The organism is Klebsiella planticola (genome assembly GCF_000783935.2).
In the GTDB taxonomy this organism is placed as follows: Bacteria; Pseudomonadota; Gammaproteobacteria; order Enterobacterales; family Enterobacteriaceae; genus Klebsiella; species Klebsiella planticola.
This window is the reverse complement of record NZ_CP026047.1, coordinates 5,299,386-5,324,377: the sequence shown is the minus strand read 5'-3', so window position 1 is coordinate 5,324,377 and position 24,992 is coordinate 5,299,386. Positions and strand designations below refer to the sequence as shown.

The following is a 24,992-nucleotide window of genomic DNA, read 5'->3' as shown; positions in this document are numbered from 1 at the left end:
AACTTCCTTATTTTTGAATTGGATATACATGGCTTACCGTTGCTCCATAATCATTAACCAGACCGATCTCTATTCCCTTAGCGCTCCTGTCAGTCACCTTTCCGGCATTAAGCGCAATGTCTACAGCGGTAAAAGGCGCAATCATTGGTGGTTTATGCTTTGCATTAACACCGTTAACGCTCACCTTGCTTAATGAGATGTAATAGGGAGAGGTATTAGTAACCCGGATGCTATTTGCTGACGTGTTACTGACCGTCAGATAGTCGAAAATCATTTTTGGGTTAGTTTTTAAACCCGTGGGTCGATAAAACACTTTCATTCTGTTTTTCAACATCACAACGATTTTGCTACCTTTATCGCCGCCAATGTTTGCCGGAGGTACCTGAAGGAAGTTGAAATAAAATATAGATTCCCGGTCCTGCGGCAACGGTTTATCTTGCGTAAAGAAAACGCGTAAAATTTGCCCTTCTTTTGCCGCAATGCGAAACGTTGGCGGCGTAACAATAAAAGGGGCCGTTCCTGTTTCAGGCGTAGAGGAGGGATCGCCACTGTCGAACCAGGCCTGAATCACATAAGGAAAATCATCATCATTTCTTAGTTTTAGATCAACGGACTTTGCGTCAGAGGGATAAATTACCCGCGAGCCGGTCATGACCACACTGGCCAATGCTGACTGACAAAAATAGAGGGATAATATAAATAAGAAAATGCTACGCCATTGTAAGCGGGACATATCAGTCACCTGTTGGAAATTATTTTCTGACAACCCGGAAAGAATAAATTAAGACCATCCCTGGTCTTAATTTATCTAAATATCGATTAAGAGATATTGAATCCCTGTTTTAACGCCTGATTAGTTGTAGCTAACCGCGTACTGCATCGAGGCCTGTACCGCGCCTGGGGTGGCAACGCCGGCTTCACTGATATACTGCGCGGTGTAGGTCGCAGAGGCAGAATCTGCTGCTGCCGCCAGAGTCAGATCGCCAGATGCAGTAAAGGGAGTCGTAAAGTTGATTGGCGCTGCAGCGGTATCCAGAATCTGGATTTCAGCATTTGTTGCCGCAGTAGTACCCGTTGCCACGTTGCCCAGGTTGCCGCCTACGGTGATGCTGTTACCTGCAAATTTGCTGGAAATAGTCGTTGGTTGTGTAGGATTGCCAGTACAGCCGCTTACGCTGATGTCGAAGGTGGTTGGTTTCGCAACGCTACCCGCAGTAAGCAGTTCGGATTTATTAACGCTCGGCAGCAGAACTACCGGGCTAACTTTGTTGCCGTTAATCGCCACGGTACAGGTTTCAGAGGTGACTTCCCCAAGGAAAGTGACGGTATTATCAGCAGCTAACGCCTGTGCACTAATCAGAAGAGACATCGCAGTAACAGGGATCAACACCAAACTTTTTTTCATTGCAAAATATCCTTTAGAAAAATAATCAGCCTACATGTATTAGGCTGGTGAGTGTAATTTCTTCCTTTAAAGTTAATGTTGAAATTACGCTTCGTTTTATACGCATGCTAAGGGTTGGCGCATAAAATAACCGCGGAGTTAAATTTCAACATCAATGCAACTAAAATAAACGCAAAGCGCTTTTTAGTTTGCCGGAGTATCTTGGTGTTGAGGGCTGGAATTGTGTAGTGATTTAATCTGATGAAACATGAAGTGCGCATTTGAAAATGTGAAAAAATCTTATCCTGAGGCGTTCTGCCGCGGCTTCACAAATGATAAAGACATATTGCCCCGCCTTCGCGGTTTTTCGTTGGTGGTCGACGTTACGACAAAGGTTAACTATGCGTGAGATTCTTAATAATGGAGTGATTAGATAAAGGCGATGTTGTTTTTTTATTTGGTACGAAATGTGAAATCGTTATGCCGGGTAAAAGATAGACGTTAGCTGATCATGTATTAAATGTACTTCACTGGGGGGTATTTCATTAGTGACAAAATATATCGCCTAATGGGCAGGCATCATTCGTTTATTGTCTCTTGAGCGGCTGTTGGCGCTTTATGAAATTTATGAACCAGCACTGGAAACAGGTTTTTGCGGCATTGACAGTACGCAGAGGCTAGTTTTTCTGGAAGAATAGTGCGTTGCATATTGCCGCACGAAACCGGTGTATCCCGTCCTGCTATTGGACATTATTCCCTTCTGTGTTCACCTGTTTTACGACAATGGGGCGAAAATGATGAACATTGGCATTGAACAACGCCACACGATTACCAGCAGGGCATAAGAAACCGGTGAGTATCCTCACCGGTTAACCCGTTACCTGACGGTATCGATGCGGCTAAAACGTTTACCATCGGCGCTGACAGTACGTACGTTCACTGCGCCCTGCACCTGTGGTTGCGCATTGTCATCATAACGTTGCCAGCTGCTGCCACCATTGGTGGAGTACTCAATGATCATCCCCGGGAAACTGGTGTTTGCTTCCAGTTTGCCGTTGGTGATTTTCGCCCCCGGTACCGGCAAACGGAACGCTATACTGGCTTTTTCCATCTTCGCCAGTTCCCGGCTGCCCAGGATATTGGCGAAACGAATCCAGTCCTTATTCTGTGCTTTCGCATCAACATGGTGCGTTACGCCCGCCTTATAGCTTTTCCCTTTCAGGTAATCCTGCTCCCACGCCGCTTGATGCCATGCGCGTTCGGCAACGGAGAACAGCCGCGGGAAGAGGCGATATTCCATCTCTTCGTCGGTACGGACGATTTCGCTCCATATTTGAGCCGACAGGCCATACGCGCCCGGCCACTCTTTATCTGCCTTGCCTTCAAACGGGTTACCGTCCCGATCGAGTGAAGTTTCTGCATTTTGCGGCAGGTTATTTGGTGTGAATCCAAAGATCTTACGCTCATCGCTAAAGCGCGTTGCCCAGTAGAAGCCTGGCTCCTGAGGATTAACCTCGTATGGGTGATCCAGATAAACATAATCCGGGTTGGAAATGACCACTTCGTAGCCTTTGTTTGCCCAGTCATTAACCGACTCCGCACCGCCCCAGAACAAGGTGTCCCAGAAATTTACCGCCGTTTTTTGGGTGGCAAAATCGGTCGCATCCTTAGCATGCTTTAATCCATCCTGCCAGGCCTGCATTTTCGCAATACCATGCTGGTTGACCAGTTGACTGACTTCCACGGCGAACCAGCTCGGCAGATGCTCAATATCAGCCACTTTTCCCTCTTTCAGCATGACCTGGCAGACCGCTGACTTCGCCCACGGTTTGTCCTGATTGCGCTGTTCAATCTGACCTTTACCTTCCTGCGGATTGTTTTTATCGGTATATCCGGCGCCCAGATAAATATTTTTCGCTTCATCACCACCAAAATGCCAGGTCGTTAGCGGTAGTCCCGCCTCTTCATGCATTTTCTGGATTTCGCCCATCACCTTATCGACAAAATGACGAGACGACGGTAAGCATGGGTTCAGATAACCGGTGCGATCGTAGAACTGAACCCCGGTAGTCACCGAAGTATCGTCAGGATCGAGTAGACGGAATTCATTCGCTGCTTTCTCTTTACCTTCTTTCATCAGACGATCGTAGCGGGCTTCCATCGATATGGTTGCCGCTCGGGCATGCGCGGGCATATCAATTTCCGGGATGACATCAATCTGCCGCGCTTTGGCATACTTGAGTATCTCAATATAATCAGCACGGCTAAACCAACCACTGCCGTTCGTAGTGCTATCCGGGCCTGACCCCAGTTGCGGCAGCAGGCAGGTTTTTTCCGTCAAATCATGGCAGCGCTTTCCTCCGACTTCCGTCAGTTCAGGTAGCCCAGGGATCTCAATACGCCAGCCTTCATCGTCGCTGAGATGAAGATGGAATTTATTCAGCTTCAGCGCCGCCATCTGTTCCAGTGCCCGCAAGATAGCCGCTTTACTGTGAAAATTACGCGCAACATCGATAAACAAACCACGATACTGGAAACGCGGCGCATCTCTGGCTTCAAGAGTGGCGATCTTCATCGGCCCCTCTGCAGGAACCAGTGAAAGAATTGACTGGAGGCCGTAGAAGACCCCAGCCCGATCATAACCGGTTACCAGTGCCCCCTTTTCGTCAATCTTAAGGGTATAAGCTCCCGGTACCGCTTCCTTACCCTGGAAAGCTGGCGCAGAAATTTCGGTACGCACCGGGTAACCTCGATCGGTTTTCAAGCCCAGCAGGGAGAAGCGCTCGGTAATCGCCTCTGCCGACGGCTTCGGCAGGGCAGAGAGATCCAGCTTAACTCCGTGGCTCAGATCAACATCCCGATCATGCACGTTAACCACCCGCGGCGTTGGCACAATTTGGCCGCGCAGGGATGAGGCGTTGAGCAATTTCACATCGCTGTTTTTCTCAAAGCGTACTTCGGCCGTCATCAGGACATTGTTGTCGGCGGCCGTGCTTTTCCATAAATCACCGCGAATTGGTGTGACAATCTGATTGAGATCTTCTGTATCGGTACTGGCAATGACTTTGGGCTGCGCATCCGTGGAAGTGACGTACCAACGCGGGATCACATCACTCATAAACAGCTGCCAGTATTCATTAATAATCGGGATGTCCACAGCTTGTCCTGCCGGGAATGCGCTAAATTTATCAGTAGGTTCCAGTTTGTGCAGGTCGCCGATGATATGCGTAACCTTAAACCGGGCATTATCCACGCTCAGAATCCGGCGAATACTGGAGAAATAAATCGCCCAGTCTTTACCCGTAATTGCATCGCCATCATTCGTTAACCTGATGGTGGCCTTGTTACAGGATGCCCAGTCCGCGCCCAGGCTGGCGCAATCAACGCCATGCAGCGCCGCGTGGTTATCCACGACGGTATAGTTAATCTTGAGTTGACTGATTTGATCGACAGTTTGCTGATTGGCAAAGGCTGTTCCGCTGCCCATTATTCCAGCAACTGCGGTTGCCAGCAGGCCTGTTTTTAATGATTTCATGTCATTTTCCTTAATGATTATCGGCACTGGCACTGCACGTTAATGCTGGAATCAGCAGAGAAACTTTCGGCGTTAGCCTGCGGAAAAATAATCCAGCCTGGCGCGTCAATTGCCAGCGCTGGGGTATTACGTTTTCCAGTAAAGATATGCATGTGAATTTCCTCTTGACATTTAAAACGCGGGAAAGGCAGACCGCGTGAAATTAAAAAAATAAGCCAATAATAAACGGTATAAACCCCTTAATAAGCATGAATACATTATTTTTTGTGACGCGAATTATCAATCTGTTTTTGTGTGACAAACTGAATTTTATGACAAAACGCACATATTATATTTCTCTTTATTACACTTGAGTTTTGCCAGGTTGTTTTTGTAATTATTTGATTTTTAAAATCAATTAATGGATTGAATTGATTTTATGATGAGCGGGAATAGTGGCCGCGAATAAGATTTTTCCCCATTACAAATGGAGTTAATTTTTATCGTGAAAATATGCCGTGGTCAAAGAGAGGCGACAGACATGTAAGACCTACCGTCCCCGTATCACTATCCCTGTACGCTTGTGCTTTTGAATTGCCCTTTGAGTCGATAGTGATCTCTTCCCGGAAACCTCAAAATAAAACGGGTGTGCTTACGCTGACACAGCGGAAACGGTCGTACTGCCTTGTGCAGAGCAACGCTTCCGCAGGGGCTGCCGGTTTCGCTGTCCTCCTTTAAATGTGATGATAAACAATAACATATAGTCTTTTTCCCTGACCCATCTGATGAAGTAAACCCTTACTGCCTGTATTTCGCTCTTCACCTCAAGCCCATTTCATCGACACATACTCTCCTTTATTTCGTGATTCATCTCTCATTTTATTCATTATTCGAATTGTCACGCTTGATAACTATGTGGCGGAGTGTAGTCTAAAGCATAACTTCACAAATAATTGTGAAGAAGGAAAGTACATCACAAACTCGTTTGAAGGATCCACCCCCATGTCGGAATTGAAATTTGCCACGCGTTTAAACTCTTTTGCCTCAGGAGCGAACCTCTACTGGCCGGATCTTCAGGGGAAACCCTCTGTGCTGCAGATGATTGCCCGTGCCGGTGAGGTAAAAGGGTTAACCCATCTTGATCTGAACTACCCGCAGCACATCACGACTGATATTCAAACGCTGCGCCAGGCCATTGAGGATGCGGGACTGGCGGTCAACGGTATGCAAATGCGCTGGGATGCACCGCAATTTAAGATTGGGGCTTTTACTAACCCCAACCCACAGATCCGTCGTGAGGCCATTGAGCTGACAAAACGCGGGATTGATGCCGGGCGCGAATTTGGATCACGTCTGATGACGCTGTGGATGGGGCAGGATGGTTATGATTACTGCTTCCAGGCGGATTACAAAAAAATCTGGAACGATGCGGTGAGCGCAGTCCGTGAAATTGCCGAATATGCGCCGGACGTGGATATCAGTATCGAATACAAACCGAATGAGCCGCGTGCTTACAGTATTTTCCCCAATGCCACGACATGTTTACTGGCAGTAGAAGAAGCCGGCTGTCCGAATCTGGGGATCACGCTTGATTTTGCTCACGTGCTGTTTGCCAATGAAATTCCGGCTTATGCTGCGGCGATGGTAGCCCGCCGTTCACGCCTGCTGGGGCTTGATCTCAATGACGGCTGGGGGAAACGTGATGATGGTTTGATGGTGGGCTCGGTTAACCCGCGCGCCACGCTGGAATTCCTCTGGCAGATGCAGCGTGATGGGTATCAGGGGGCCTATTACTTTGACACATTCCCGGATGCCAGTGGCCTGGATCCGGTTCGTGAAGCTGAAATCAATATTGCGACCGTTACCCGATTACTCAAACTGTGCCAACAACTGGACGGCAATGATGAACTGGCAGCGGCCATTAGCCGCCAGGATGCCGTTGCCTCTCAGCGGATAGTTAATGACATTATGCTAGCCAGATAGCGCAAAAAATAAGCAAACATTAGAAAAATACCCTGACGCAAAAATAAAAGGCTGAAAAATGAAAAAGCTCATACTCTCTGTACTCGCCTCTTCTTTACTGTGCTCGATGGCTTACGCCGCTGATTTAGCCCCGCTAAAATCGGATACTGAACCGGATCGCACAGACTGGACGCAGCTCAGCAGCAAATATGGTCCAATGCCGAAAGTCGACAGCAAACTTAAAATTGGCGGCGTATCGAAAACGCTGACCAATGAATACTGGCGTTCACTCGGCGAAGGTTACCAGAACGTCGGTAAAAAATATGGTTTCACCGTAGCTTATCAGGCTGCCGCCAATGAAGACGATCAACTGGGTCAGTTATCAATAGCGGAAACGCTTATCTCCCAGGGCTTTAACGGGCTGCTGGTATCACCTCAGACCGATATCAACCTTGAACCCGCTCTGGAAAGTGCCACCAGCAAAAAAATTCCCGTGGTCAATGTTAACGATGCGGTGATGCCAAATGCACCGTATTACGTCGGGAACGTGCAGAAAGATAACGGTGTGCGGGTGGCGAAATGGTTCATCGAACACCATCCGCAGGGCGGTAAAGTTGCAGTGATCGAGGGGCAGCCTGGCGTCTATGCCGCTGGCCAGCGAACCCGCGGTTTCAACGAGACGCTACAGGCCAACGGCAAGTTCAATATTGTTGCCAGCGTACCGGCGAACTGGAGTCGCGAACAGGCGTTTAATGCGGCCTCAACAATCTTGCAGCAGCATCCCGATCTGATTGGTTTTTACGCAAATAACGACACCATGGCGCTGGGCGTGGTGGAAGCGGTTCGTTCGCTGAATAAAGCCGGGCAGGTGGCTGTATTTGGTACCGATGGTATCTCAGATGCCTATGCCTCGATTAAACGCGGCGAACTGACGGGTACGGTGGACAGCTTCCCGGTACTGACCGGGGAAGTCGCAATGGAAGTTATGCTGCGCCTGATTGACGGGCAGAAAATTTCCCGCGTGGTCTCTACACCTCAGGCCTTGATCACGAAAGATAACGCGGATGCCTTCTCGACCAAAGATAACGACAAGCTGCGTCAGCTGCTGGCTCAACAGTAAGTCAGGCGGAGGGTGTATGGAACAGTATCGCTTAACGATGCGTGGGATAAGTAAGACATACGGTAACGCGGCGGCATTACAGGACGTGGACTTTTCGGTCAAACCTGGCGAGGTTCATGCCCTGATTGGTGAAAACGGCGCCGGAAAATCCACGCTGTTAAATATTCTTTCAGGTGTACGAGAGGCCGATAGCGGCGAGATTAGCGTGAACGGACAGACCGTTCAGATGAAGAATCCGCTCAGCGCCCGTCATGCCGGTATTGCCATGATTCATCAGGAATTACAGCATGTTCCGGAACTCTCCGTTGCGCAGAATATGTTTCTTGGCCGGCCGCTCACCAGGGCAAAAGGTTTATGGGTGGATAAACACGCTCAGTTGGAAAGAGCGAAGCTGATTCTCAAACAGCTGGATCCGACAATTGATCCCAATGAGCCGATCAAGAACCTGAAAGTCTCACAGCAGCAGATCGTGGAGATTGCTCGCGCCATGCTGGACGATGCAAAAATCATCGCCATGGACGAGCCGACATCCAGTCTGACGCCGAGAGAGTTTGACCGGCTGGCCGAACTGATTTCGGATCTGAAGTCTATGGGGGTATCGCTTATCTATGTTTCTCATAAGATGAACGAAATTTTCAGAGTCTGCGACCGGGCCACTATTATGCGTGATGGCAGGCAGGTTGGGGTGGTGAACATTTGTGATGAGGATGAAGAAAGCATTGTCTCAAAAATGGTCGGACGCAAGATTGAGAAACTTGAGCACAACTCATATGTGACCGACCGTGAAGTTCTTCGCGTTGAGAATCTCTCGCGTGGTGGCGCTGTGCGCGATGCCAGTTTCACCGTCCGTGCGGGTGAGGTGCTCGGTATTGCGGGTCTGGTCGGCGCCGGGCGTACGGAACTGATGAAACTGATTGCCGGTATTGATAAACGCAGCAGCGGTAACGTGTTTGTTAATGGCCAGGCGGTGCGTAATCACAACGTCAGTGCCGCGATTCGGGCAGGCATTGGCCTGGTCCCGGAGGACCGTAAGAAAGAAGGGATTATCAAAGAGCGTGCGGTGAAGATGAATATGGCACTGCCTTCGATGCGTAACTTCACCATTGCCGGGATGATCGGCAAAGTTAAGCTTAACCGGGTTGCGCATGAAGTCATGAGCGATTTGAAGCTACGACCACTGAACATTGATAAAACGATTGGCACATTAAGTGGCGGTAATCAGCAGAAAGTTATTATTGGACGCTGGGTTGCCGCAGATGCTCAGGTTTTTCTGTTTGACGAACCAACCCGAGGGATTGATATTGGGGCGAAATCAGAAATTTATAATCTGATAGAAAAACTGGCCCGTTCAGGCAAGGCAATTGTTGTTGTCTCTTCAGAGATGACAGAGATTATTCGTATTTCTGACCGAGTACTGGTTATGCGTGAAGGGAAGATTACTAAGGAACTGAAAGGTGACGCCATCACGGAAGATAATATTGCACGCTATGCCATTAAAGATGTCGAAGAGACCATTTGAATTTCTTACCTTTATTAATTTGAAAGGCCATAATCATGATTTCACAAAGTAATTCCCGGCCAGAAAAGCTTCGTGCACTGCCGTTTAAATTTAACCTTCGCGATGCCGGAACCTTAATTGGTTTGCTTATTATCATTATTACGTTTTCTTTTTTATCACCGGTGTTTTTCACTATTCCTAATTTGTTGAATATTTTACAGCAATCATCCATTAACGCATTAATTGCGCTCGGGATGACCCTGGTGATTATCTCCGGAGGTATCGATCTTTCGGTGGGTCCGGCTGCAGCATTATCAGCGGTTTTAGGGGCAACCATGATGGTTGCCGGAGTCCCCGTGCCGTTGGCCATTCTGGCAACGCTGGGAATTGGGGCTATCTGCGGTGTCTTTAGCGGTTCGCTGGTGGCCTATGCCGGATTGCAACCCTTCATTGTTACCCTCGGGGGGCTGTCGCTGTTCCGTGCTATCGCACTGATTTATACCGGCGGCAATCCGGTATTTGGTATCCCGACGGAATTTCGTAGCCTGATTAACAGTGAAATTTTTGGCATTCCAACGCCTATCGTTATTGTTGCCGTTATTGCTTTGGTACTGTGGACCGTCATGAATAAAACGCCGTTAGGAGAATATATTCTGGCTGTCGGCGGCAATGAAGAAGCGGCTCGCGTTGCCGGCGTGCCGGTGAAAAGAACCAAAGTCACGGTATTTGTTATCTCAGGAACCCTGGCCTCTCTGGCCTCACTGATCTTGATTGGTCGGTTAGGTGCAGCGGAACCAACGATTGGCAATCTGTGGGAACTGGATGCCATTGCCGCGGCGGCTATTGGCGGCGCGTCTCTGATGGGAGGGAAAGGTAGCGTAGTAGGTACAATTATCGGCGCCATCATTCTTGGTGCGCTACGCAATGGCCTGACGTTACTTAATATCCAGGCTTTTTACCAATTGCTTGCGACTGGTCTTATTATTATCATAGCGATGTTGATTGACAGAGCGACCAGAGGCAAGTAATGAAGCAGGATCCACGAGCCATTGGTGCTCAAATACGTATGCGACTACCCCAGCTGACACCTTTAGAGCGACGTGTGGTTGAGGCTATCATCGCCCGAACTGATATTACTGAGCAAACTTCTCTAAAAGAAATTGCCCTCGAGAATAATGTTTCAGAGGCGATGATTGTCAAAATAGCCAAGAAGCTTAACTTTTCAGGTTTTAGAAATTTCAGAACTGGTTTGATTTATTATAACCAATCTGAGGTGGCAAGTTTACACGCGGAAATTGAGCCTGATGATTCATCGGAACAACTGTTGTCAAAAGTATTCAGAACATCAATTCAGGCTATTGAAGAGACGATGTCTATTCTGAATATTGCAGAGTTCGACCGCGCTGCGGATATTATATTCAAGGCTCGACATATTGACTTATATGCTGTCGGTGGTTCCGCCACGGTAGCACGTGACTTATCCCACAAGCTTTTAAAAATTGGTATTAAGTCGACGGTATATGATGACGCCCATATTATGTTGATGTCCGCTGCGGTGCTATCTGACGACGATGCTGTACTTGCAATCAGTCACTCTGGCGCAACGCGTGCCGTTAACGATCCGGTAAAACTGGCGGCACGCAATGGTGCCAAAGTGATTGCGATTACGAATTATGCCGAATCGCCTATTGCGCGTAACGCGCATGTGGTACTCAATTCAACTTCTCAGGGATCGCATTTGTTAGGGGAAAACGCCGCGTCACGCATTGCTCAGCTCAATATTCTGGATGCATTGTTTGTGGCCATTGCCAAGAAAGATCTGAAGCAGGCGGAGAAGAATTTGATGAAAACCCAGCATGCGGTTCAGGACCTGCGGGAATATTAACCATGAGTAAAATTGTTGTAGCGGGGAGCCTTCATTACGACATTATGCTGGATGCGCACCATCGTCCGGAAAAAGGTGAAACGGTAATGGGCTCGGGCTGCACTTACAAATTTGGCGGTAAAGGGGGCAATCAAGCCATATCCGCTGCTCGTGCGGGAGGGGACGTCATTTTTATTGGTGCGGTAGGGGCTGATGCGCAAGGGGCGTTTCTTCTGCAGACGCTTTGTGATGCCGGAGTCAATATCGGATCGGTCGCCACAATAGATGAGATCCCTTCCGGGATGAGCGTGGCGATTTCTGATGTCGATGGTGATTATGGTGCGGTTGTCGTCTCAAATGCGAATCAGCATATTCCTGCAAAACTCTTTCAACAGGGTGACATCTGGCAAGATGCCGGAATGCTGGTTCTCCAGAACGAAGTTCCGGAAACGATAAATCTGTATGCGGCCATCGAAGCCAGCAAGCGGGGGATTCCTGTCTGTATCAATGCGGCGCCGGCCAGAGAACTGAGCCCGCAGCTGGAAAGCTGCATCACGTTGCTGGTGGTTAATGCTATAGAGGCACGTGATATGTGTGGAGTGACGGTGAACGACCTTTCCTCAGCCCTGGAAGCTGCGGAATTATTGGCTAAACGTTTCTCTCAGGTTGTTGTCACAGCCGGCGAACATGGTGTCGCGTTTTGTGAAGCGGGCATTGCGGGCTCGACTTTAGCCGCCAGGCGGATAACGCTGGTGAGTACTCATGGCGCTGGTGATTGTTTTATGGGGGTTTTATGCACCAGCCTGATGCATGGAGAGGTGCTTAGCGATGCGGTATTTCGGGCGAATGAAGCTGCCGCCCGCCATGTCTCTCAGCCCCGGGCATAAAGAAGTATTCCGTCATCCAGAGCCTCAGTATGGCAAAATTAGCAGCTGATTTTTCTTCAGAAGAAGAATGAAAAGCAAAAAGCCCGCTTAAGTTTTCTTAAGCGGGCTTCTTAAATATGGCTCCTCTGACTGGACTCGAACCAGTGACATACGGATTAACAGTCCGCCGTTCTACCGACTGAACTACAGAGGAATCGTGTGAACGAGGCGCATACTACTGGCCTGGCATTTTTGTGTCAACACTAAAATTAACTCACTGATTCAAATGGCTAAATTTAAATCAACTCGTTGTTTTAGTGCACAAGATGCCCGTCGTCTGTATCCAGCTGGCCATTCTCACGTAATCTTTGTAAGGGATCCTGACGATAGAAATGGCAAAAACGCTGCCAAAGCGCCGGAAAGCGCGGAGCAAACAGCTCTGGTGCGCTAAAGAAATATTCAGATAACACGGCAAAACATTCGGCCGGGTCGGTCGCCGCATAGGCGTCAATGCTGGCGGCGCTCTCCCCAACCAGATCGATCTCATCCTGAATGTTATTCATCGCCGCGTGGAGGTCGTGCTCCCAGCCAGCGACTTCGCGCAACGGAATCAGCGGCACGCCGCTGGCGCGATCGCCATTGCGGGTATCCAGCTTATGTGCAACTTCGTGCACGATAAGGTTGAAACCAGATGCATCGAAAGAGTCCTGAATATCCAGCCAGTTCAGGATAATGGGCCCTTGTTGCCAGCTCTGGCCGGATTGGACGACCCGTTGACTGTGGACCAGACCAATATCGTCTTCCCATTCATCGTCAACCACAAATGGGGCAGGGTAGATTAGCACCTCGTGGAAGCCATCCAGCCACTCAATGCCAAGCTCAAGAACCGGCAAACAGAACAACATTGCAATGCGGGCGTTTTGCAGCGGAGTGAGTTCAAGCCCTTGCAGGGCAACCAGACGTTTTTGTTGCAGAAAGCGTGCCGCCATCTGCACCAGTTCCTGCTGTTCTTGTGCAGAAAGATTGGCTAAAACAGGAATGGCAAGCGCGTGTTCCCAGGGCATTTCTGCGTTGCCGGACTCTTCATCTACTTTCCAGGGCCATTTAAACATCATATTGCTCGCAAAGTCGTCACTTGAACATCATTAAAGAGACAGGAACTATTAAAGTGCCAAAGAACCTGGCATTATAGCAACCTCAGCGGAGAGATGCCGGAGCGGCTGAACGGACCGGTCTCGAAAACCGGAGTAGGGGCAACTCTACCGGGGGTTCAAATCCCCCTCTCTCCGCCACTATTCAAACACTTACGACAATTCCTTTCAACGACCCGCGTCACACACTTCTATTGTGTTGGTATAACCGAGCGTCGAATGTCCATCAATCATCATCCTCTGATTTCTCGTTGACGGGAAGAGCTCACCTCGATGATATCGGAATGCTTCCTGCGAGCGGAAGATTTCTGTCCTCATCACTATCGAGAAGAGAAGGGCGTTTACTGACGTTAAGGGAAGACGCGGCGGGCAGAGCAGAAGTCGAATCTGAAAAACAAAGCCCGCACACGGCGGGCTTTAAAGCGTAAATCGTATCAGAACTGATAGGTAATACCGACAGCAAACTGATCGTCTTCGGCGGCACCCGTGATGATGCTGTCTTTGTGATCGATCAGGTTAAATTTGTAAGCACTGTAGACATTGAAATTTTTGTTGAAGTAGTACCAGGTACCCAGTTCGATATAATTCATAATTTCAGCATCCTTGCCGCCGTTTGTGCCGAGATCTTTGCCTTGAGCATAGACATAGCCGAGAGAAGGGCGCAGACCGAAATCAAACTGGTACTGAACGACGGCCTCGATATTTTGCGTTTTGTTGGCGAAAACGCCGTTGGCCATTGGCGTCATGTTATGCGATTCGGCATACATCACCGCCGTGTAAATGCTATTGGCGTCATACTTCGCGGCTAAACTCCAGACTTCTGCGTTTTCACCTTTACGGTCTGCCGTCTGCTCGTCGGTACGGTCTGAATTACTGTAGGCGGCGGCAAAACCAAATCCATCGATACTGTAATCGACCGATGTGCTATAGCCGTCACCGTTAGCTTTTAAACGATCGCGGTTATTATTTTTACCCTGGTATTGCAGCCCGATATTCAGGCCGTCAACCAGGCCGAAAAAGTCGCTGTTACGGTAGGTGGCGATCCCGTTGGTACGACCCGTCATAAAGTTGTCGGTCGCCACCAGGCCATCGCCACCCCATTCGACCAGCATATCGGTGTAACCCGCCGCGTCATAAACCAGGCCATAGTTACGACCATAATCAAATGAGCCGTAGTTGGCGAATTTTAAACCGGCAAACGCCAGACGCGTAGCGCTACCCTGTTCGCCTTCTGGTTTATCCGCTTTGATGTTGTACTCAAACCGGCCATAGCCAGTCAGGTCACTGTTAATCTGGGTTTCACCTTTGACGCCGAAACGGGCGTAAGTGGTATCCCTGGAGTTGTTGTCACTGTTGTTGCGATCGGTGTCGGTGAAAATATGTTCACCTACCATTTTGCCGTAGAAATCGAGCTTGTTTCCGTTCTTATTGTAGATTTCTGCCGCATTAACTGCTCCGGCCAATAGTAATGGCGGAACCAGAAGTGCCAGTGTTTTTCTTTTCATTATATATTCCCTTTTAATCATCATTAATATGAATGGAGATGAGTATTGCAGAAAACAATTTCATACTATCGGTAAGGTTCACTTTTATTTAAAATAAAAATGTAAATAAGTTATATCCAATATTACAAAATGTTTCTATTTGAATTTTTATATTAAAAAGTTATCATTTTGGAATGATGTATTTTTGTTGTTTATTGTTTTCAATAACAATAAGTTAAGTGTTTCTGTTGATATATTTATGTCGCTAATTTTATTTCTATGAATTATGATTGTTGTTTGAATGATTTGGGTGGGTTATTTAACTCATGGGTAATAACCCAGGCTGAAATACGCGTTCGGATTGATGCAGGTTTTGACGATGGAAAAATATCCCTCAGGTATCTTGTTATTATTCTCCGTCGCGGCTTTACGACGATGAACAATAAATCCTGAGATGCTGGCGCGAAAGCATCGCTATCTCGCGATGGTTAAACGCGGTTGTTCATGGGAGGAAGGTGCTGTTTCGTTATCTTTTTCACAGTATAATGTGACGCGCATCACTTTTTTTTTGGCCATGTGCTGCGGTTTCGTTGTCAGTTAAAGGAGAGGAGTTAATGGAGCAGAAAGCGAAACGAAGCCCGGGCGGGAAACTTGCCCTGTGGGTCTTTTATGCCTTTTGTGGTTACTTTCTGTGGGCAATGGCGCGCTACTGGTGGGTCGTTGGTAAAATTGAAAGTGTCCCCGGCGCAACAATTGACGGCGATCTGGGATCGACGTCAGGTAAGTGGCTTGGTGCTCTGCTCGGTTTTCTTGTGCTGAGCGTTGTCGGCGCCATCCTCGGGGCGATAGCCTGGTACACCCGCCCTGACCCCGGGATGCATGAACAACACGATTAAAGTTGCTATGCTCAACGCTGACCTTCTCTCAGAGGAACGTGTATGCAACAACTTGACTGGCAGCAACGCTTTGAAGCCTGGCTTGCGGGACATCTCACCGAGGGCGACTCGGCGCACGACATTTCGCACTTCCGGCGCGTGTGGGGAACCGCACAGCGGCTGGCTGAAGAGAGTCAAGTCGATCGTCTGGTCATTCTGACCGCCTGTTATTTTCATGACATTATTAGCCTGCCGAAAAACCATCCCGAGCGCAGCCGCTCCTCGGTGATGGCGGCAGAAAAAACGCTGGCTATTCTCCAGTCGTCATTCCCGGACTTTCCGTGCGACCGCTATCCTGCCGTTTATCACGCGATTGAAGCGCACAGTTTCAGTGCCGGTATTTCCCCGCAAAGCGCAGAGGCGAAAATTGTCCAGGATGCCGATCGGCTGGAGGCACTCGGCGCAATTGGACTGGCCCGCGTCTTCGCGGTGTCCGGGGCACTGAACAACATCTTGTTTGATGCTGACGATCCCTTTGCTGACCGGCGTAAGCTGGATGACAAAAAATATGCGCTGTACCATTTCCAGTGCAAGCTGTTGCGTTTACCCGAGACGATGCAAACGGACAAAGGCAAAGAGATGGCGCTACACAATGCGCGCTTCCTCGTGCAATTTATGGCCAAGCTTAGCGCTGAGCTTCGCGGCGACCCGCAGTCGGTCGATGAGGCGGTTTTAAGGCGCTTTGAGCCACTGGCCTGAAACTGCCCGCATGATTTATGGTAATCTCTGCAAAATTGTTCGGGCTGGTTGAGGGTATGCCGCAAAATTTATCGAAGGAAAAGAGCCTGTTGTTGCCACCGGAACATGCCGGGGAAGAGGCTCAGGCGCTGCTGCGCCAGCTGATGGCAATATACGATGTGAAAATGCTGGTGGCATTTCTGCTGGCCGTTGGCGATCGTCACTGGAGCCCGGCTATATTAAAACGCGTGGCGACGGTTGAGCGGGCGGCTAACCGTATTACGGCCAAAGAGTATGCCCGTCTGGCAACGCTGCTGCCGCCACCGCCGGCCCACCATCCCCATTATGCTTTCCGGTTCGTCGATCTGTTTGCCGGAATCGGCGGGATCCGCAGCGGCTTTGAGGCGATCCGCGGACAGTGTGTTTTCACCAGTGAATGGAATAAGCATGCGGTGCGCACCTACAAAGCCAACTGGTATTGTGACCCGAATCAACACCGCTTCAACGAAGACATTCGTGATATTACCCTCAGCCATCGCCCGGATGTGAGCGATGAACAAGCCGCGCAGCATATTCGCGATACGATTCCTCCGCACGATGTTCTGCTCGCGGGCTTTCCCTGCCAGCCTTTTTCGCTGGCCGGAGTATCGAAGAAAAATGCGCTGGGCCGGGCCCACGGTTTCGCGTGTGAAACCCAGGGAACGCTGTTCTTTGATGTGGTCAGAATTATCGCTGCCCGCAGGCCTGCCATCTTTGTACTGGAGAACGTTAAAAACCTGAAAAGCCATGATAAAGGACGGACATTCCGCATTATCATGCAGACGCTGGATGAGCTGGGTTATGAAGTCTCCGATGCCGACCACAGCGGCGCCGACGATCCGAAAGTGATCGATGGACGTCATTTCTTACCCCAGCACCGCGAACGTATTGTGCTGGTGGGCTTCCGTCGCGATCTCCAGCTGCACGACGGTTTTACCCTGCGCGATATCTCAAAATTTTACCCGACCGCGCGCCCGACCTTTGGCGATCTGCTGGAACCGACGGTGGATGCTAAATTTATTCTGACGCCGGTGCTGTGGAAGTATCTGTATCACTATGCGCGCAAGCATCAGGCGCTGGGCAACGGGTTTGGTTACGGACTGGTTGATCCACGCAATCCTCAGAGCGTGGCGCGCACGCTATCCGCGCGCTATTACAAAGACGGTGCCGAGATTCTGGTCGATCGCGGCTGGGATCGCCCGTTGGGCGAACAACACTTCGACGATACGCAAAATCAGCTTCGTCGTCCGCGTCGGCTGACGCCGCGCGAATGCGCACGGTTGATGGGGTTTGAAAGTCCGCAGGGCTATCGCTTCCGCATTCCGGTTTCCGATACCCAGGCCTATCGCCAGTTCGGTAATTCAGTCGTGGTGCCGGTGTTTGCGGCCGTCGCGAAATTACTTGCGCCGCGAATCGAGCAGGCCGTGGCGCAGCGTGAATCCGAGGATCAAGACGGTGGACGTCCACGATAAAAACACGCGCAGTAAAAACATGCGGGCGATTGGCCAGCGCGATACGGCGATCGAAAAACGGCTCGCCGCGCTGCTCGCTCAGGGCGGATTTACGTTTACTGTTCAGGATGCGACTTTGCCGGGGCGTCCGGATTTTGTCGTGGCAGAGTACCGCTGCGTGATTTTTACCCACGGCTGTTTCTGGCATCACCATCGTTGCTATCTGTTTAAAGTGCCCGCGACGCGCACGGAATTCTGGTTGGATAAAATCGGCAAGAACGTCGCGCGCGATAGCCGCGATATCCTGCGGTTGCAGGAGCGAGGGTGGCGGGTGCTGATCGTCTGGGAATGTGCGCTGCGCGGGCGATTAAAGCTGAGCGATAAGGCGTTGACTGAGCGCCTGGAAGAGTGGATCTGCGGCGGTGGTGACCGCGCGCAGATCGACACGCTGGGCATTGGTGAGCTACAGCTTACTTCTCCACCTCACAAGGCGTAACTTCAGCTCGGGCGGGGAACAGGTATTTCCCCAGCGTGACCAGCACAACGGCAAAAATAATTACCCCCAGCGCCAGCCATTCGATGGACGAGAGGCTCTCTCCGGCAAATCCGGTCCCCAGCAGGACCGCCACCACGGGATTCACGTAAGCGTAGCTGGTGGCGACGGCGGGGGTGACGTTACGAATTAAATACATGTAGGCGTTAATGGCGATAAGAGAGCCAAAAATCGCCAGATAGGCAACGGCAAAAATACTTGACCACGACGGCATTTGGCTCAGGGTTTCGCCGGTCGCCCAGGAGGCGACCGCCAGGACGACTCCCGCGGCGAGCATTTCAATCGCACCGGCCATCATGCCTGTCGGAAGCTCAATCCGGGAACCGTAAACGGAACCAAATGCCCAGCTCATGGAACCGATAAGAATCAACAGCGCCCCCCACGGATTACCGCTCAGATTCCCGCCGCTGTTAAGCAGAATGATGCCCGCCAGACCGATGGCAATCCCCAGCCACTCAATCTTGCGGGTGGTGATACCAAAAAAACGGCTAAAGCAGAGCGTGAAGAGCGGCACAGTCGCCACCATGACCGCTGCAATGCCAGAAGGCACATGCTGGTGCTCGGCCAGGGTGACAAAACCATTTCCGACGGCCAGCAGCAGGATGCCGATCAGTGCCGCATTGAGCAGAGGTCGGAGCGGCGGAAGCGAGTGACCGGTTGCCAGCAGATAAGCGAGCAGTAGCCCGCCGGCGGAGAGAAAGCGGATACCGGCCATCATCAACGGGGGCCAGCTGGCAACACCAATGGCAATGGCAAAATAGGTCGATCCCCAGATGATATAAAGCGCAAACAGGGCTCCGATAAGGGGCAGAAGCTGGCGGGTAGACATACGTCCTCACGACGGTACAGAGATAGAAAGGAGACATATAGTAAACGTGAAAACTACTGCGCTGGCGAGTGCTTTAATTGATCGATAATTGTTAAATTTATATTGACTCTGTGCACCTCTGGGCGAAAAAGCACTTTTACCTCATACTTATGCGGACATGGTCGCTAAGCGTTCAGGCTGCAGCCGGAGCGCCTGGGGATTAACCCTCAATAAATGAAGGAATACAATTTTGGCAGGAAGTAGTCTTTTAACGCTGTTGGATGATATCGCCACCTTGCTGGACGATATTTCCATGATGGGGAAACTGGCAGCGAAAAAAACGGCCGGCGTGCTGGGAGACGATCTCTCTCTTAATGCCCAGCAGGTGACGGGCGTTAGGGCCAATCGTGAGCTCCCCGTTGTCTGGGGCGTTGCAAAGGGATCGTTCGTCAATAAAGTGATTTTAGTGCCGTTGGCCTTACTGATCAGCGCGTTTATTCCCTGGGCGATTACGCCATTGCTGATGCTGGGCGGCGCATTCCTGTGCTATGAAGGCGTTGAGAAAGTGCTGCACAGCCTGCAGGCGCGCAAACACAAGGAAGATCCGCAGGCCCGTCAGCAGCGTCTGGAGGCGCTGGCGCAGCAAGATCCGCTGGCATTTGAACGTGATAAAGTGAAAGGGGCGATACGCACAGACTTTATTCTGTCCGCTGAAATCGTGGCCATTACGCTGGGTATCGTGGCCGATGCGCCGCTGCTCAATCAGATTCTGATTCTCTCCGGGATTGCGATCCTGGTGACCGTTGGCGTGTACGGCCTGGTCGGGATTATCGTGAAGCTGGATGATATGGGCTACTGGCTGGTGAAGAAGAGCAGCGCGCTGGCGCGCTGGGTCGGTAACGGGTTACTGGCGGTTGCGCCGCGCCTGATGAAGCTTCTCTCCATCGTCGGGACACTGGCGATGTTTCTGGTCGGCGGCGGCATTATCGTACACGGCATCGCGCCCCTTCATCATGCGGTTGAACATTGGGCAGGGGAGCAGTCCGCTCTCATTGCCTCACTGCTGCCGACCGGCGTCAACCTGGTGCTAGGCTTTATCGTCGGCGCGGTGGTGCTGGCTGGCGTGAAGGTTATCACCGGGTTTCGCGCTACGGCGGAGTAAAATCTGCCGCTGATTATGCAAAATCGCTCAGCTTCGTCTATGGTGAAACAGTTTCTCCCAGATGACGGACTAAAAAATGGTATTGTTGGTCAGTGATGAAGTGAGGCGAAAGAGCGGAGGGCCGCGCATGGTTGTGACGGGCTTCGCCAGCGGAATGGTTGAATGTCGTTGGTATGACGGTTATGTCGTTAAACGCGAGGCGTTCCGCGAAGATGAGTTAGTTCGTGGGGAAGGGCAGCGACAGAAGAGTGCCTGACTCCTGTAGCGCCCGGCAAAAGCCGGGCGCTTTGTCGTTATACTGCTTATTTAACCAACAGGGAGCGTTGATGACGTTTGTTGTTTTGATGGTACTGCGAGAGAACAATGGATAAACCACAGTGGGTAAGAAAACTTCGCCGTGTTTCTAGCCCGGGACATGTGGTTAATTATTGTTTTGTCGCAGTACTTTTTGTTTCTACGCTCCTGATCTGGCGTGAAGTGATGGTGTTGGAAGGGGCCTACGTTACCAACCAGCGCAACAATCTTGAAAACGTCGCCCATGAAATGGACAGTCTGCTGCTGTTCAACATCGACAGAATGGTGTTTTTCCGCAACGGGATGCAGTCGGCGCTTGAAACGCCGCTGGATTTTGAGATTTTGCGTCATGCAGAGCAGGAATACATGAGCAAACGCCATGAACCTATCTGGTCCGTGGCGTTACATAACCGGCGTACTCTCCCGGTGTATGGCGTCTCCGATGACTTTGTCGACAGTCAGAGCGCGCTCTCGCGTAACGATGCCCTGACCGGTAATGAGCTGATGGCGGTTCTGGAGCTGGGGTATCTCCTGCGTCTGGTCAACGATAATCGTGGCTTTAACGAACGCATGCTGTACATTTCGCGCAGCGGTTTTTTTACCAGCACCGAATTGCCAAAGAGCGCGGTACAGGCCCAGACGCTCTATACCCATGCGATCGCCGCCTCGTGGTTTATCCGGCAATCGCAGCGGAACAATCCCGATCGCGGGGTTATCTGGCAGACCGTTTTCGATGAGCGCGCGCAAAACGATGATTCGGTGGTGACGGCCTCTATTCCCCTTGATTTCCGACATGACTGGCTCGGCGTGCTGTCGATGGATTTTTCGGTGCGAGAGATGAAAGCGTTTCTGGTCAGCGCTATTAAGGGAGGCCAGGAGGGGGAATACCAGCTGTATGACAGTCGGTTGAACCTGATAGCTTCCTCAGCGTCGGGGAATGTATTGAGCCTGTTGTCTGCCCGTGAACGGGCAATGCTTAGCTACGCGTTTTTGCATGAAAACCAGGGGGGGATTCGCTTATTAACGCGCTATATCAGCTGGCAGAAATTAAACAACTTTGATGGCATGCTGCTGAGAATCCATACGCTCCAGGAAGGCGTGCGCGGTGCTTTCGGGACCATTACTATCGCGCTGACGCTGATGTGGCTACTCTTTACGCTGATGCTGCTCATCTCCTGGCAGGTGATTTTGCGGATGGTGCGCAACATGAGTGTTCTGCAAAAGTCGCTGGAGTGGCAGGCCTGGCATGACGCGTTAACCCGCCTGTTGAATCGCGGCGCCTTATTTGAAAGGGCGATTGCCACCACCAGAATGTGCGAGCGGACAGGTCGGCCGATCTCGGTGATCCAGCTCGATCTCGATTACTTTAAGAAGGTGAATGACCAGCATGGACACCAGGCGGGTGACCGCGTGCTGTCGCTGGTTGCCAGTACCATTGCCAGCAACATCCGTGAAGGCGATCTGGCTGGACGTGTCGGCGGTGAAGAGTTTTGTGTTGTGATGCCTGACACCACCTTACAGATGGCGACAGCCATCGCCGAACGTATCCGCATCCGCATTTACAGCCGTGAAATTCTCCTCTGCAACGACACCAGTTTGCGGATCAGTGCTTCACTGGGGGTGAGCAGCAGCGATGATTCTGCCGGGTTTAATTTTGAAAACCTGCAGTCAACGGCCGATCACCGGCTCTACCTCGCCAAACAAAATGGACGCAACCAGGTCTGCTTTACCGATTTGCTGTAGTGCGTCGCTTTTGGGAAATGAGATTTATCTTAAAAAAACACCCGAGGTCAGTGAGCGATCGGGGGAAAAAGAACGCAATAAACCCTTGCGCCATCAGCATCCTGGGTGAGTGACAGAAAGTTCATCCCATTTCTCAATTATTTTCTTCATGAATAGCTCTTGTCATGCAAAATAATTGAGGATAATGTTTTCCCGCAACGGATATCCCGGTGTAACGAATTTTCAAGTGCTTCTTGCATTAGCAAGTTTCATCCCGACTCCTGCGAGTCGGGATTTTTTTCACCTGTACCTAGCGGTTGATCTCCGTGACGCTAAAGTCATGAATATCGAGTTCAAACGCTTCCGCTAGTTCGCACCAGGTGTGATAGTCGCGGCCATCAACGCTGACGTGATGCGGATCGTCCCGCGAACGCCGTATCTCGCTCTCGCTGATTTCATTAATCGCCGCCAGCAGGGCATCTACATCGACATTCACCCCGCGACTTCCCTCATATCCACTACCTTTGGCGGTTTTCATCATGGCTACCTCGCTTGGCTCAGATCGTGCCTGTTTAAGTATAGGCATAAAATCAGAGGATGGTCGGCGCAGCATCAGGGGCAGCCGCAATGGCGGATGGTCTATAAAAACGCCACTCACCGGGCAGGGCGCTGCACAGCGGGCAGTTTTGTTCTACACTGGCTCAAAAATAGAGGAGATAAGTTATGCAGGTGAACGATCGTGTCACGGTGAAGACCGACGGTGGCCCACGTCGATCGGGTGTAGTTCTGGCAATAGAGTCGTTTAGTGAAGGGACAATGTATCTGGTTTCGCTGGAAGACTACCCGCTGGGGATCTGGTTTTTTAACGAAGCAGGGCATCCGGACGGGATCTTTGTTGAGAGAGAAGATTAGTTCGTGAGGCATCTGAACTGGCGGAGAGCACCGCCAGTTTTGCCTGCGCATGGTTCAGCGCAGGTTAACGTGTATTCCGCTGGTAATGTTTTCCGCCAGGCGCACGATATGGTAAATCACCTGTTTATTGTGAGTCTGAATTTTCTTTTTAATATTTCCTTTATGCGACGAAACCGTCTTCGCCTTGATGTTCATTTGGCTTGAAATCTGCGCCGTACCATAGCCCGCCATCCACATCTGCAACATATTCGATTCGGTACGACTTAGCGAAAGTGTCGGTATATTGATGCGGGCGCTGCTGTAATTATCGTATTTAAGACGATTACCCAGAATTTCATCAAGGTCTTTTGGTGTCAGCGATTTGGAACTAATAAGTAAATTCTTGCGCACCAGCAGATAGTGATCAAAATGAATGTTAGCTAACGACATGAAGATAACAAATAACGTCCCAGGGTGCTGGTTAATGATATGCCGGATAAGCTGATTGCTGTCCGGATGATGAATAAAGCAATCTTCATTGATAAATACCACTGCCGGATGCATGAATTCACAGGCTTCTTTCAGGCATTCCGCAGAATGTACTTCACTAATGTCGCGCTTTTTTATTCCCCGGCTTGTCAGATACCCGGACAATCCCAGTCGGGTATAGCTACACAAATCCATGATAATCGTTGACATGACCCATCCTCAATCAACACGTAACGACAATTTATCCCTCGCCGACAAGTGCGATGAAATCCATTTAAGTGGGTAATAAAAACCCGGTTCAGCACAGGAACCATCAGAGAGTCTAAACTATTCCGTAATATTGCCCATAATTTGCCAGGAATACTCCCAAAGTAATGTGCGGTCCGGGTTATGTGAGGGAATTAAAAGCAAAATTGCCGCTTTCCCGGAGAGCGTGGGCCCCAAATAATAAATATTTTTAGGATTTTCCTTATGTTGATTGCGTAAATAGCCAGCATTTTGTCATCACTGCTTCATTATCGTTATTAATTAATAATGCGGCGGCATTTTTTCCGAGGGCGACGGTGGCGTTTTGCGTAGGGTCATGTTGGCCAGTTTGACGCGGGTCAGCGGGAGGGGTGGCGGGCTTAACGCTTTAATGCCACAATACTTTTTTATCGGTTTGTGGGATGGATGATGAAAAAGTTAGTGATTGCCGGTGCGCTGTTGATGCTGGCGGGATGTGTCCAGGTTGATAATTACGATACCGTCGTCAAAGCGCCAGCGCCCGCCGGGTTAGAGGGATACTGGCAGTCAAAAGGCCCGCAGAGCGAAATGATGAGCCCGGACGCGATTGCCAGCCTGATTGTGACGAAAAATGGCGATACCCTCGATTGTCGCCAGTGGCAGCGCGTCATCGCCACGCCGGGTAAATTAATGCTGCGTGATGAGCAGGTCTATAACGTCACCTCCAGACTTGATGTGTATCCTGTTGAGCGTTCAGGTAACACGCTGCAATACGATCGCATGACCCTGACCCGCGTTGACCGCCTGACCGCCGAGTGCGAGCAGGCGTGGAAAAAAGCCGCGGCAGGGAAAAGCGTGAACTAATGCCGCTGCGGGCTGAGGCGACGTTCAGCCCGCGTGCT

Annotated in this window: 24 protein-coding genes and 2 tRNA genes; 16 read left to right on the top strand and 10 right to left on the bottom strand. The window is 50.4% G+C overall.

Translation table 11 applies throughout. The features are described from left to right. Window positions 1-7: 7 nt before the first annotated feature. The 4 genes from MC50_RS25660 to MC50_RS29095 form a co-directional block, all read right to left on the bottom strand. Complete coding sequence (locus tag MC50_RS25660; protein ID WP_032695320.1) at window positions 8-733, bottom strand: fimbria/pilus periplasmic chaperone; 726 nt, start codon at window positions 731-733, stop codon at window positions 8-10. A gap of 120 nt (window positions 734-853) precedes the next feature. Beyond that, a complete protein-coding gene (locus MC50_RS25655; protein WP_032695319.1) occupies window positions 854-1,405 on the bottom strand; it encodes a fimbrial protein in 552 nt (183 codons plus the stop codon). 856 nt (window positions 1,406-2,261) lie between these two features. Continuing rightward, the gene (locus MC50_RS25650) at window positions 2,262-4,919 is read right to left on the bottom strand and encodes a beta-N-acetylhexosaminidase (protein ID WP_047665263.1); all 2,658 of its coding nucleotides are present in this window, start codon (window positions 4,917-4,919) and stop codon (window positions 2,262-2,264) included. A 17-nt stretch (window positions 4,920-4,936) separates the two neighbouring features. Beyond that, window positions 4,937-5,071, bottom strand: a complete 135-nt coding sequence (locus MC50_RS29095; RefSeq protein WP_256991496.1) for a hypothetical protein — start codon at window positions 5,069-5,071, stop codon at window positions 4,937-4,939. Window positions 5,072-5,900: 829 nt separating this feature from the next. On the opposite strand from MC50_RS29095, the gene MC50_RS25645 reads away from it, so the two are divergent. From MC50_RS25645 to MC50_RS25620, 6 genes are read left to right on the top strand one after another with little or no spacing between them, the layout of a single operon-like run. Then, window positions 5,901-6,881, top strand: coding sequence for a TIM barrel protein (locus tag MC50_RS25645; protein ID WP_032686869.1), 981 nt, complete (start codon window positions 5,901-5,903; stop codon window positions 6,879-6,881). Between the two features lie 58 nt (window positions 6,882-6,939). Next, window positions 6,940-7,980 carry a sugar ABC transporter substrate-binding protein gene (locus MC50_RS25640; RefSeq protein ID WP_032695317.1) on the top strand — a complete coding sequence of 347 codons (1,041 nt, stop codon included), beginning with the start codon at window positions 6,940-6,942 and terminating at the stop codon, window positions 7,978-7,980. A 16-nt stretch (window positions 7,981-7,996) separates the two neighbouring features. Continuing rightward, window positions 7,997-9,499, top strand: a complete 1,503-nt coding sequence (locus MC50_RS25635; RefSeq protein ID WP_032695316.1) for a sugar ABC transporter ATP-binding protein — start codon at window positions 7,997-7,999, stop codon at window positions 9,497-9,499. Between the two features lie 35 nt (window positions 9,500-9,534). After that, complete coding sequence (locus tag MC50_RS25630; protein WP_032686872.1) at window positions 9,535-10,506, top strand: ABC transporter permease; 972 nt, start codon at window positions 9,535-9,537, stop codon at window positions 10,504-10,506. Continuing rightward, window positions 10,506-11,363 (top strand): MurR/RpiR family transcriptional regulator, encoded by an 858-nt coding sequence (locus MC50_RS25625; RefSeq protein WP_047665261.1) that lies wholly within the window; start codon window positions 10,506-10,508, stop codon window positions 11,361-11,363. Before MC50_RS25630 ends, MC50_RS25625 begins: the two co-directional genes overlap by 1 nt. A gap of 2 nt (window positions 11,364-11,365) precedes the next feature. Then, on the top strand, window positions 11,366-12,229 hold the full coding sequence (locus MC50_RS25620; protein WP_047665259.1) for a ribokinase: 864 nt from the start codon (window positions 11,366-11,368) through the stop codon (window positions 12,227-12,229). A gap of 117 nt (window positions 12,230-12,346) precedes the next feature. Here MC50_RS25620 and MC50_RS25615 read toward each other — a convergent pair. Both MC50_RS25615 and mtfA read right to left on the bottom strand, forming a co-directional pair. Continuing rightward, window positions 12,347-12,422, bottom strand: a tRNA-Asn gene (locus tag MC50_RS25615). A gap of 100 nt (window positions 12,423-12,522) precedes the next feature. After that, entirely contained in the window at window positions 12,523-13,323 is an 801-nt protein-coding gene (gene mtfA / locus MC50_RS25610) for a DgsA anti-repressor MtfA (RefSeq protein WP_163920771.1), read from the bottom strand. A gap of 87 nt (window positions 13,324-13,410) precedes the next feature. On the opposite strand from mtfA, the gene MC50_RS25605 reads away from it, so the two are divergent. Next, window positions 13,411-13,500: transfer RNA gene (locus MC50_RS25605), tRNA-Ser, on the top strand. Between the two features lie 293 nt (window positions 13,501-13,793). On the opposite strand, the gene MC50_RS25600 is transcribed toward MC50_RS25605, so the two are convergent. Then, a complete protein-coding gene (locus MC50_RS25600; RefSeq protein ID WP_032695315.1) occupies window positions 13,794-14,864 on the bottom strand; it encodes a porin in 1,071 nt (356 codons plus the stop codon). Window positions 14,865-15,457: 593 nt separating this feature from the next. On the opposite strand from MC50_RS25600, the gene drpB reads away from it, so the two are divergent. From drpB to MC50_RS25580, 4 genes are read left to right on the top strand one after another with little or no spacing between them, the layout of a single operon-like run. Beyond that, the gene (gene drpB / locus MC50_RS25595; protein WP_032686876.1) at window positions 15,458-15,739 is read left to right on the top strand and encodes a cell division protein DrpB; all 282 of its coding nucleotides are present in this window, start codon (window positions 15,458-15,460) and stop codon (window positions 15,737-15,739) included. 42 nt (window positions 15,740-15,781) lie between these two features. Next, a complete protein-coding gene (locus MC50_RS25590) occupies window positions 15,782-16,477 on the top strand; it encodes a phosphohydrolase (RefSeq protein WP_047665257.1) in 696 nt (231 codons plus the stop codon). 56 nt (window positions 16,478-16,533) lie between these two features. After that, complete coding sequence (locus MC50_RS25585; RefSeq protein ID WP_047665675.1) at window positions 16,534-17,967, top strand: DNA cytosine methyltransferase; 1,434 nt, start codon at window positions 16,534-16,536, stop codon at window positions 17,965-17,967. A gap of 19 nt (window positions 17,968-17,986) precedes the next feature. Continuing rightward, entirely contained in the window at window positions 17,987-18,442 is a 456-nt protein-coding gene (locus tag MC50_RS25580; RefSeq protein WP_052135823.1) for a very short patch repair endonuclease, read from the top strand. Here the strand turns inward: MC50_RS25580 and yedA are convergent. Continuing rightward, the gene (yedA, locus tag MC50_RS25575; RefSeq protein ID WP_015583985.1) at window positions 18,417-19,328 is read right to left on the bottom strand and encodes a drug/metabolite exporter YedA; all 912 of its coding nucleotides are present in this window, start codon (window positions 19,326-19,328) and stop codon (window positions 18,417-18,419) included. The two genes, MC50_RS25580 and yedA, sit on opposite strands and share 26 nt — an antisense overlap. A gap of 229 nt (window positions 19,329-19,557) precedes the next feature. On the opposite strand from yedA, the gene MC50_RS25570 reads away from it, so the two are divergent. The 3 genes from MC50_RS25570 (at window position 19,558) to dgcQ (ending at window position 22,506) form a co-directional block, all read left to right on the top strand. Further along, window positions 19,558-20,469, top strand: a complete 912-nt coding sequence (locus MC50_RS25570; protein WP_032686879.1) for a DUF808 domain-containing protein — start codon at window positions 19,558-19,560, stop codon at window positions 20,467-20,469. Between the two features lie 76 nt (window positions 20,470-20,545). Then, window positions 20,546-20,725, top strand: coding sequence for a YodC family protein (locus tag MC50_RS25565; protein ID WP_015583987.1), 180 nt, complete (start codon window positions 20,546-20,548; stop codon window positions 20,723-20,725). A gap of 107 nt (window positions 20,726-20,832) precedes the next feature. Continuing rightward, window positions 20,833-22,506, top strand: coding sequence for a cellulose biosynthesis regulator diguanylate cyclase DgcQ (gene dgcQ, locus MC50_RS25560; RefSeq protein ID WP_032695310.1), 1,674 nt, complete (start codon window positions 20,833-20,835; stop codon window positions 22,504-22,506). A gap of 289 nt (window positions 22,507-22,795) precedes the next feature. Here the strand turns inward: dgcQ and yodD are convergent, their stop codons facing one another. Next, complete coding sequence (gene yodD, locus MC50_RS25555; protein WP_032686881.1) at window positions 22,796-23,023, bottom strand: YodD family peroxide/acid resistance protein; 228 nt, start codon at window positions 23,021-23,023, stop codon at window positions 22,796-22,798. 185 nt (window positions 23,024-23,208) lie between these two features. Here yodD and dsrB point away from each other — a divergent pair, with 185 nt between their 5' ends. Further along, complete coding sequence (gene dsrB, locus MC50_RS25550) at window positions 23,209-23,397, top strand: protein DsrB (RefSeq protein ID WP_004864183.1); 189 nt, start codon at window positions 23,209-23,211, stop codon at window positions 23,395-23,397. Between the two features lie 54 nt (window positions 23,398-23,451). Here dsrB and rcsA read toward each other — a convergent pair whose 3' ends face one another. Continuing rightward, window positions 23,452-24,075, bottom strand: coding sequence for a transcriptional regulator RcsA (gene rcsA / locus MC50_RS25545; RefSeq protein ID WP_032699325.1), 624 nt, complete (start codon window positions 24,073-24,075; stop codon window positions 23,452-23,454). Between the two features lie 462 nt (window positions 24,076-24,537). On the opposite strand from rcsA, the gene yedD reads away from it, so the two are divergent. Next, a complete protein-coding gene (yedD, locus tag MC50_RS25540; RefSeq protein WP_162180082.1) occupies window positions 24,538-24,954 on the top strand; it encodes a lipoprotein YedD in 417 nt (138 codons plus the stop codon). The last annotated feature ends 38 nt before the right edge of the window (window positions 24,955-24,992 follow it).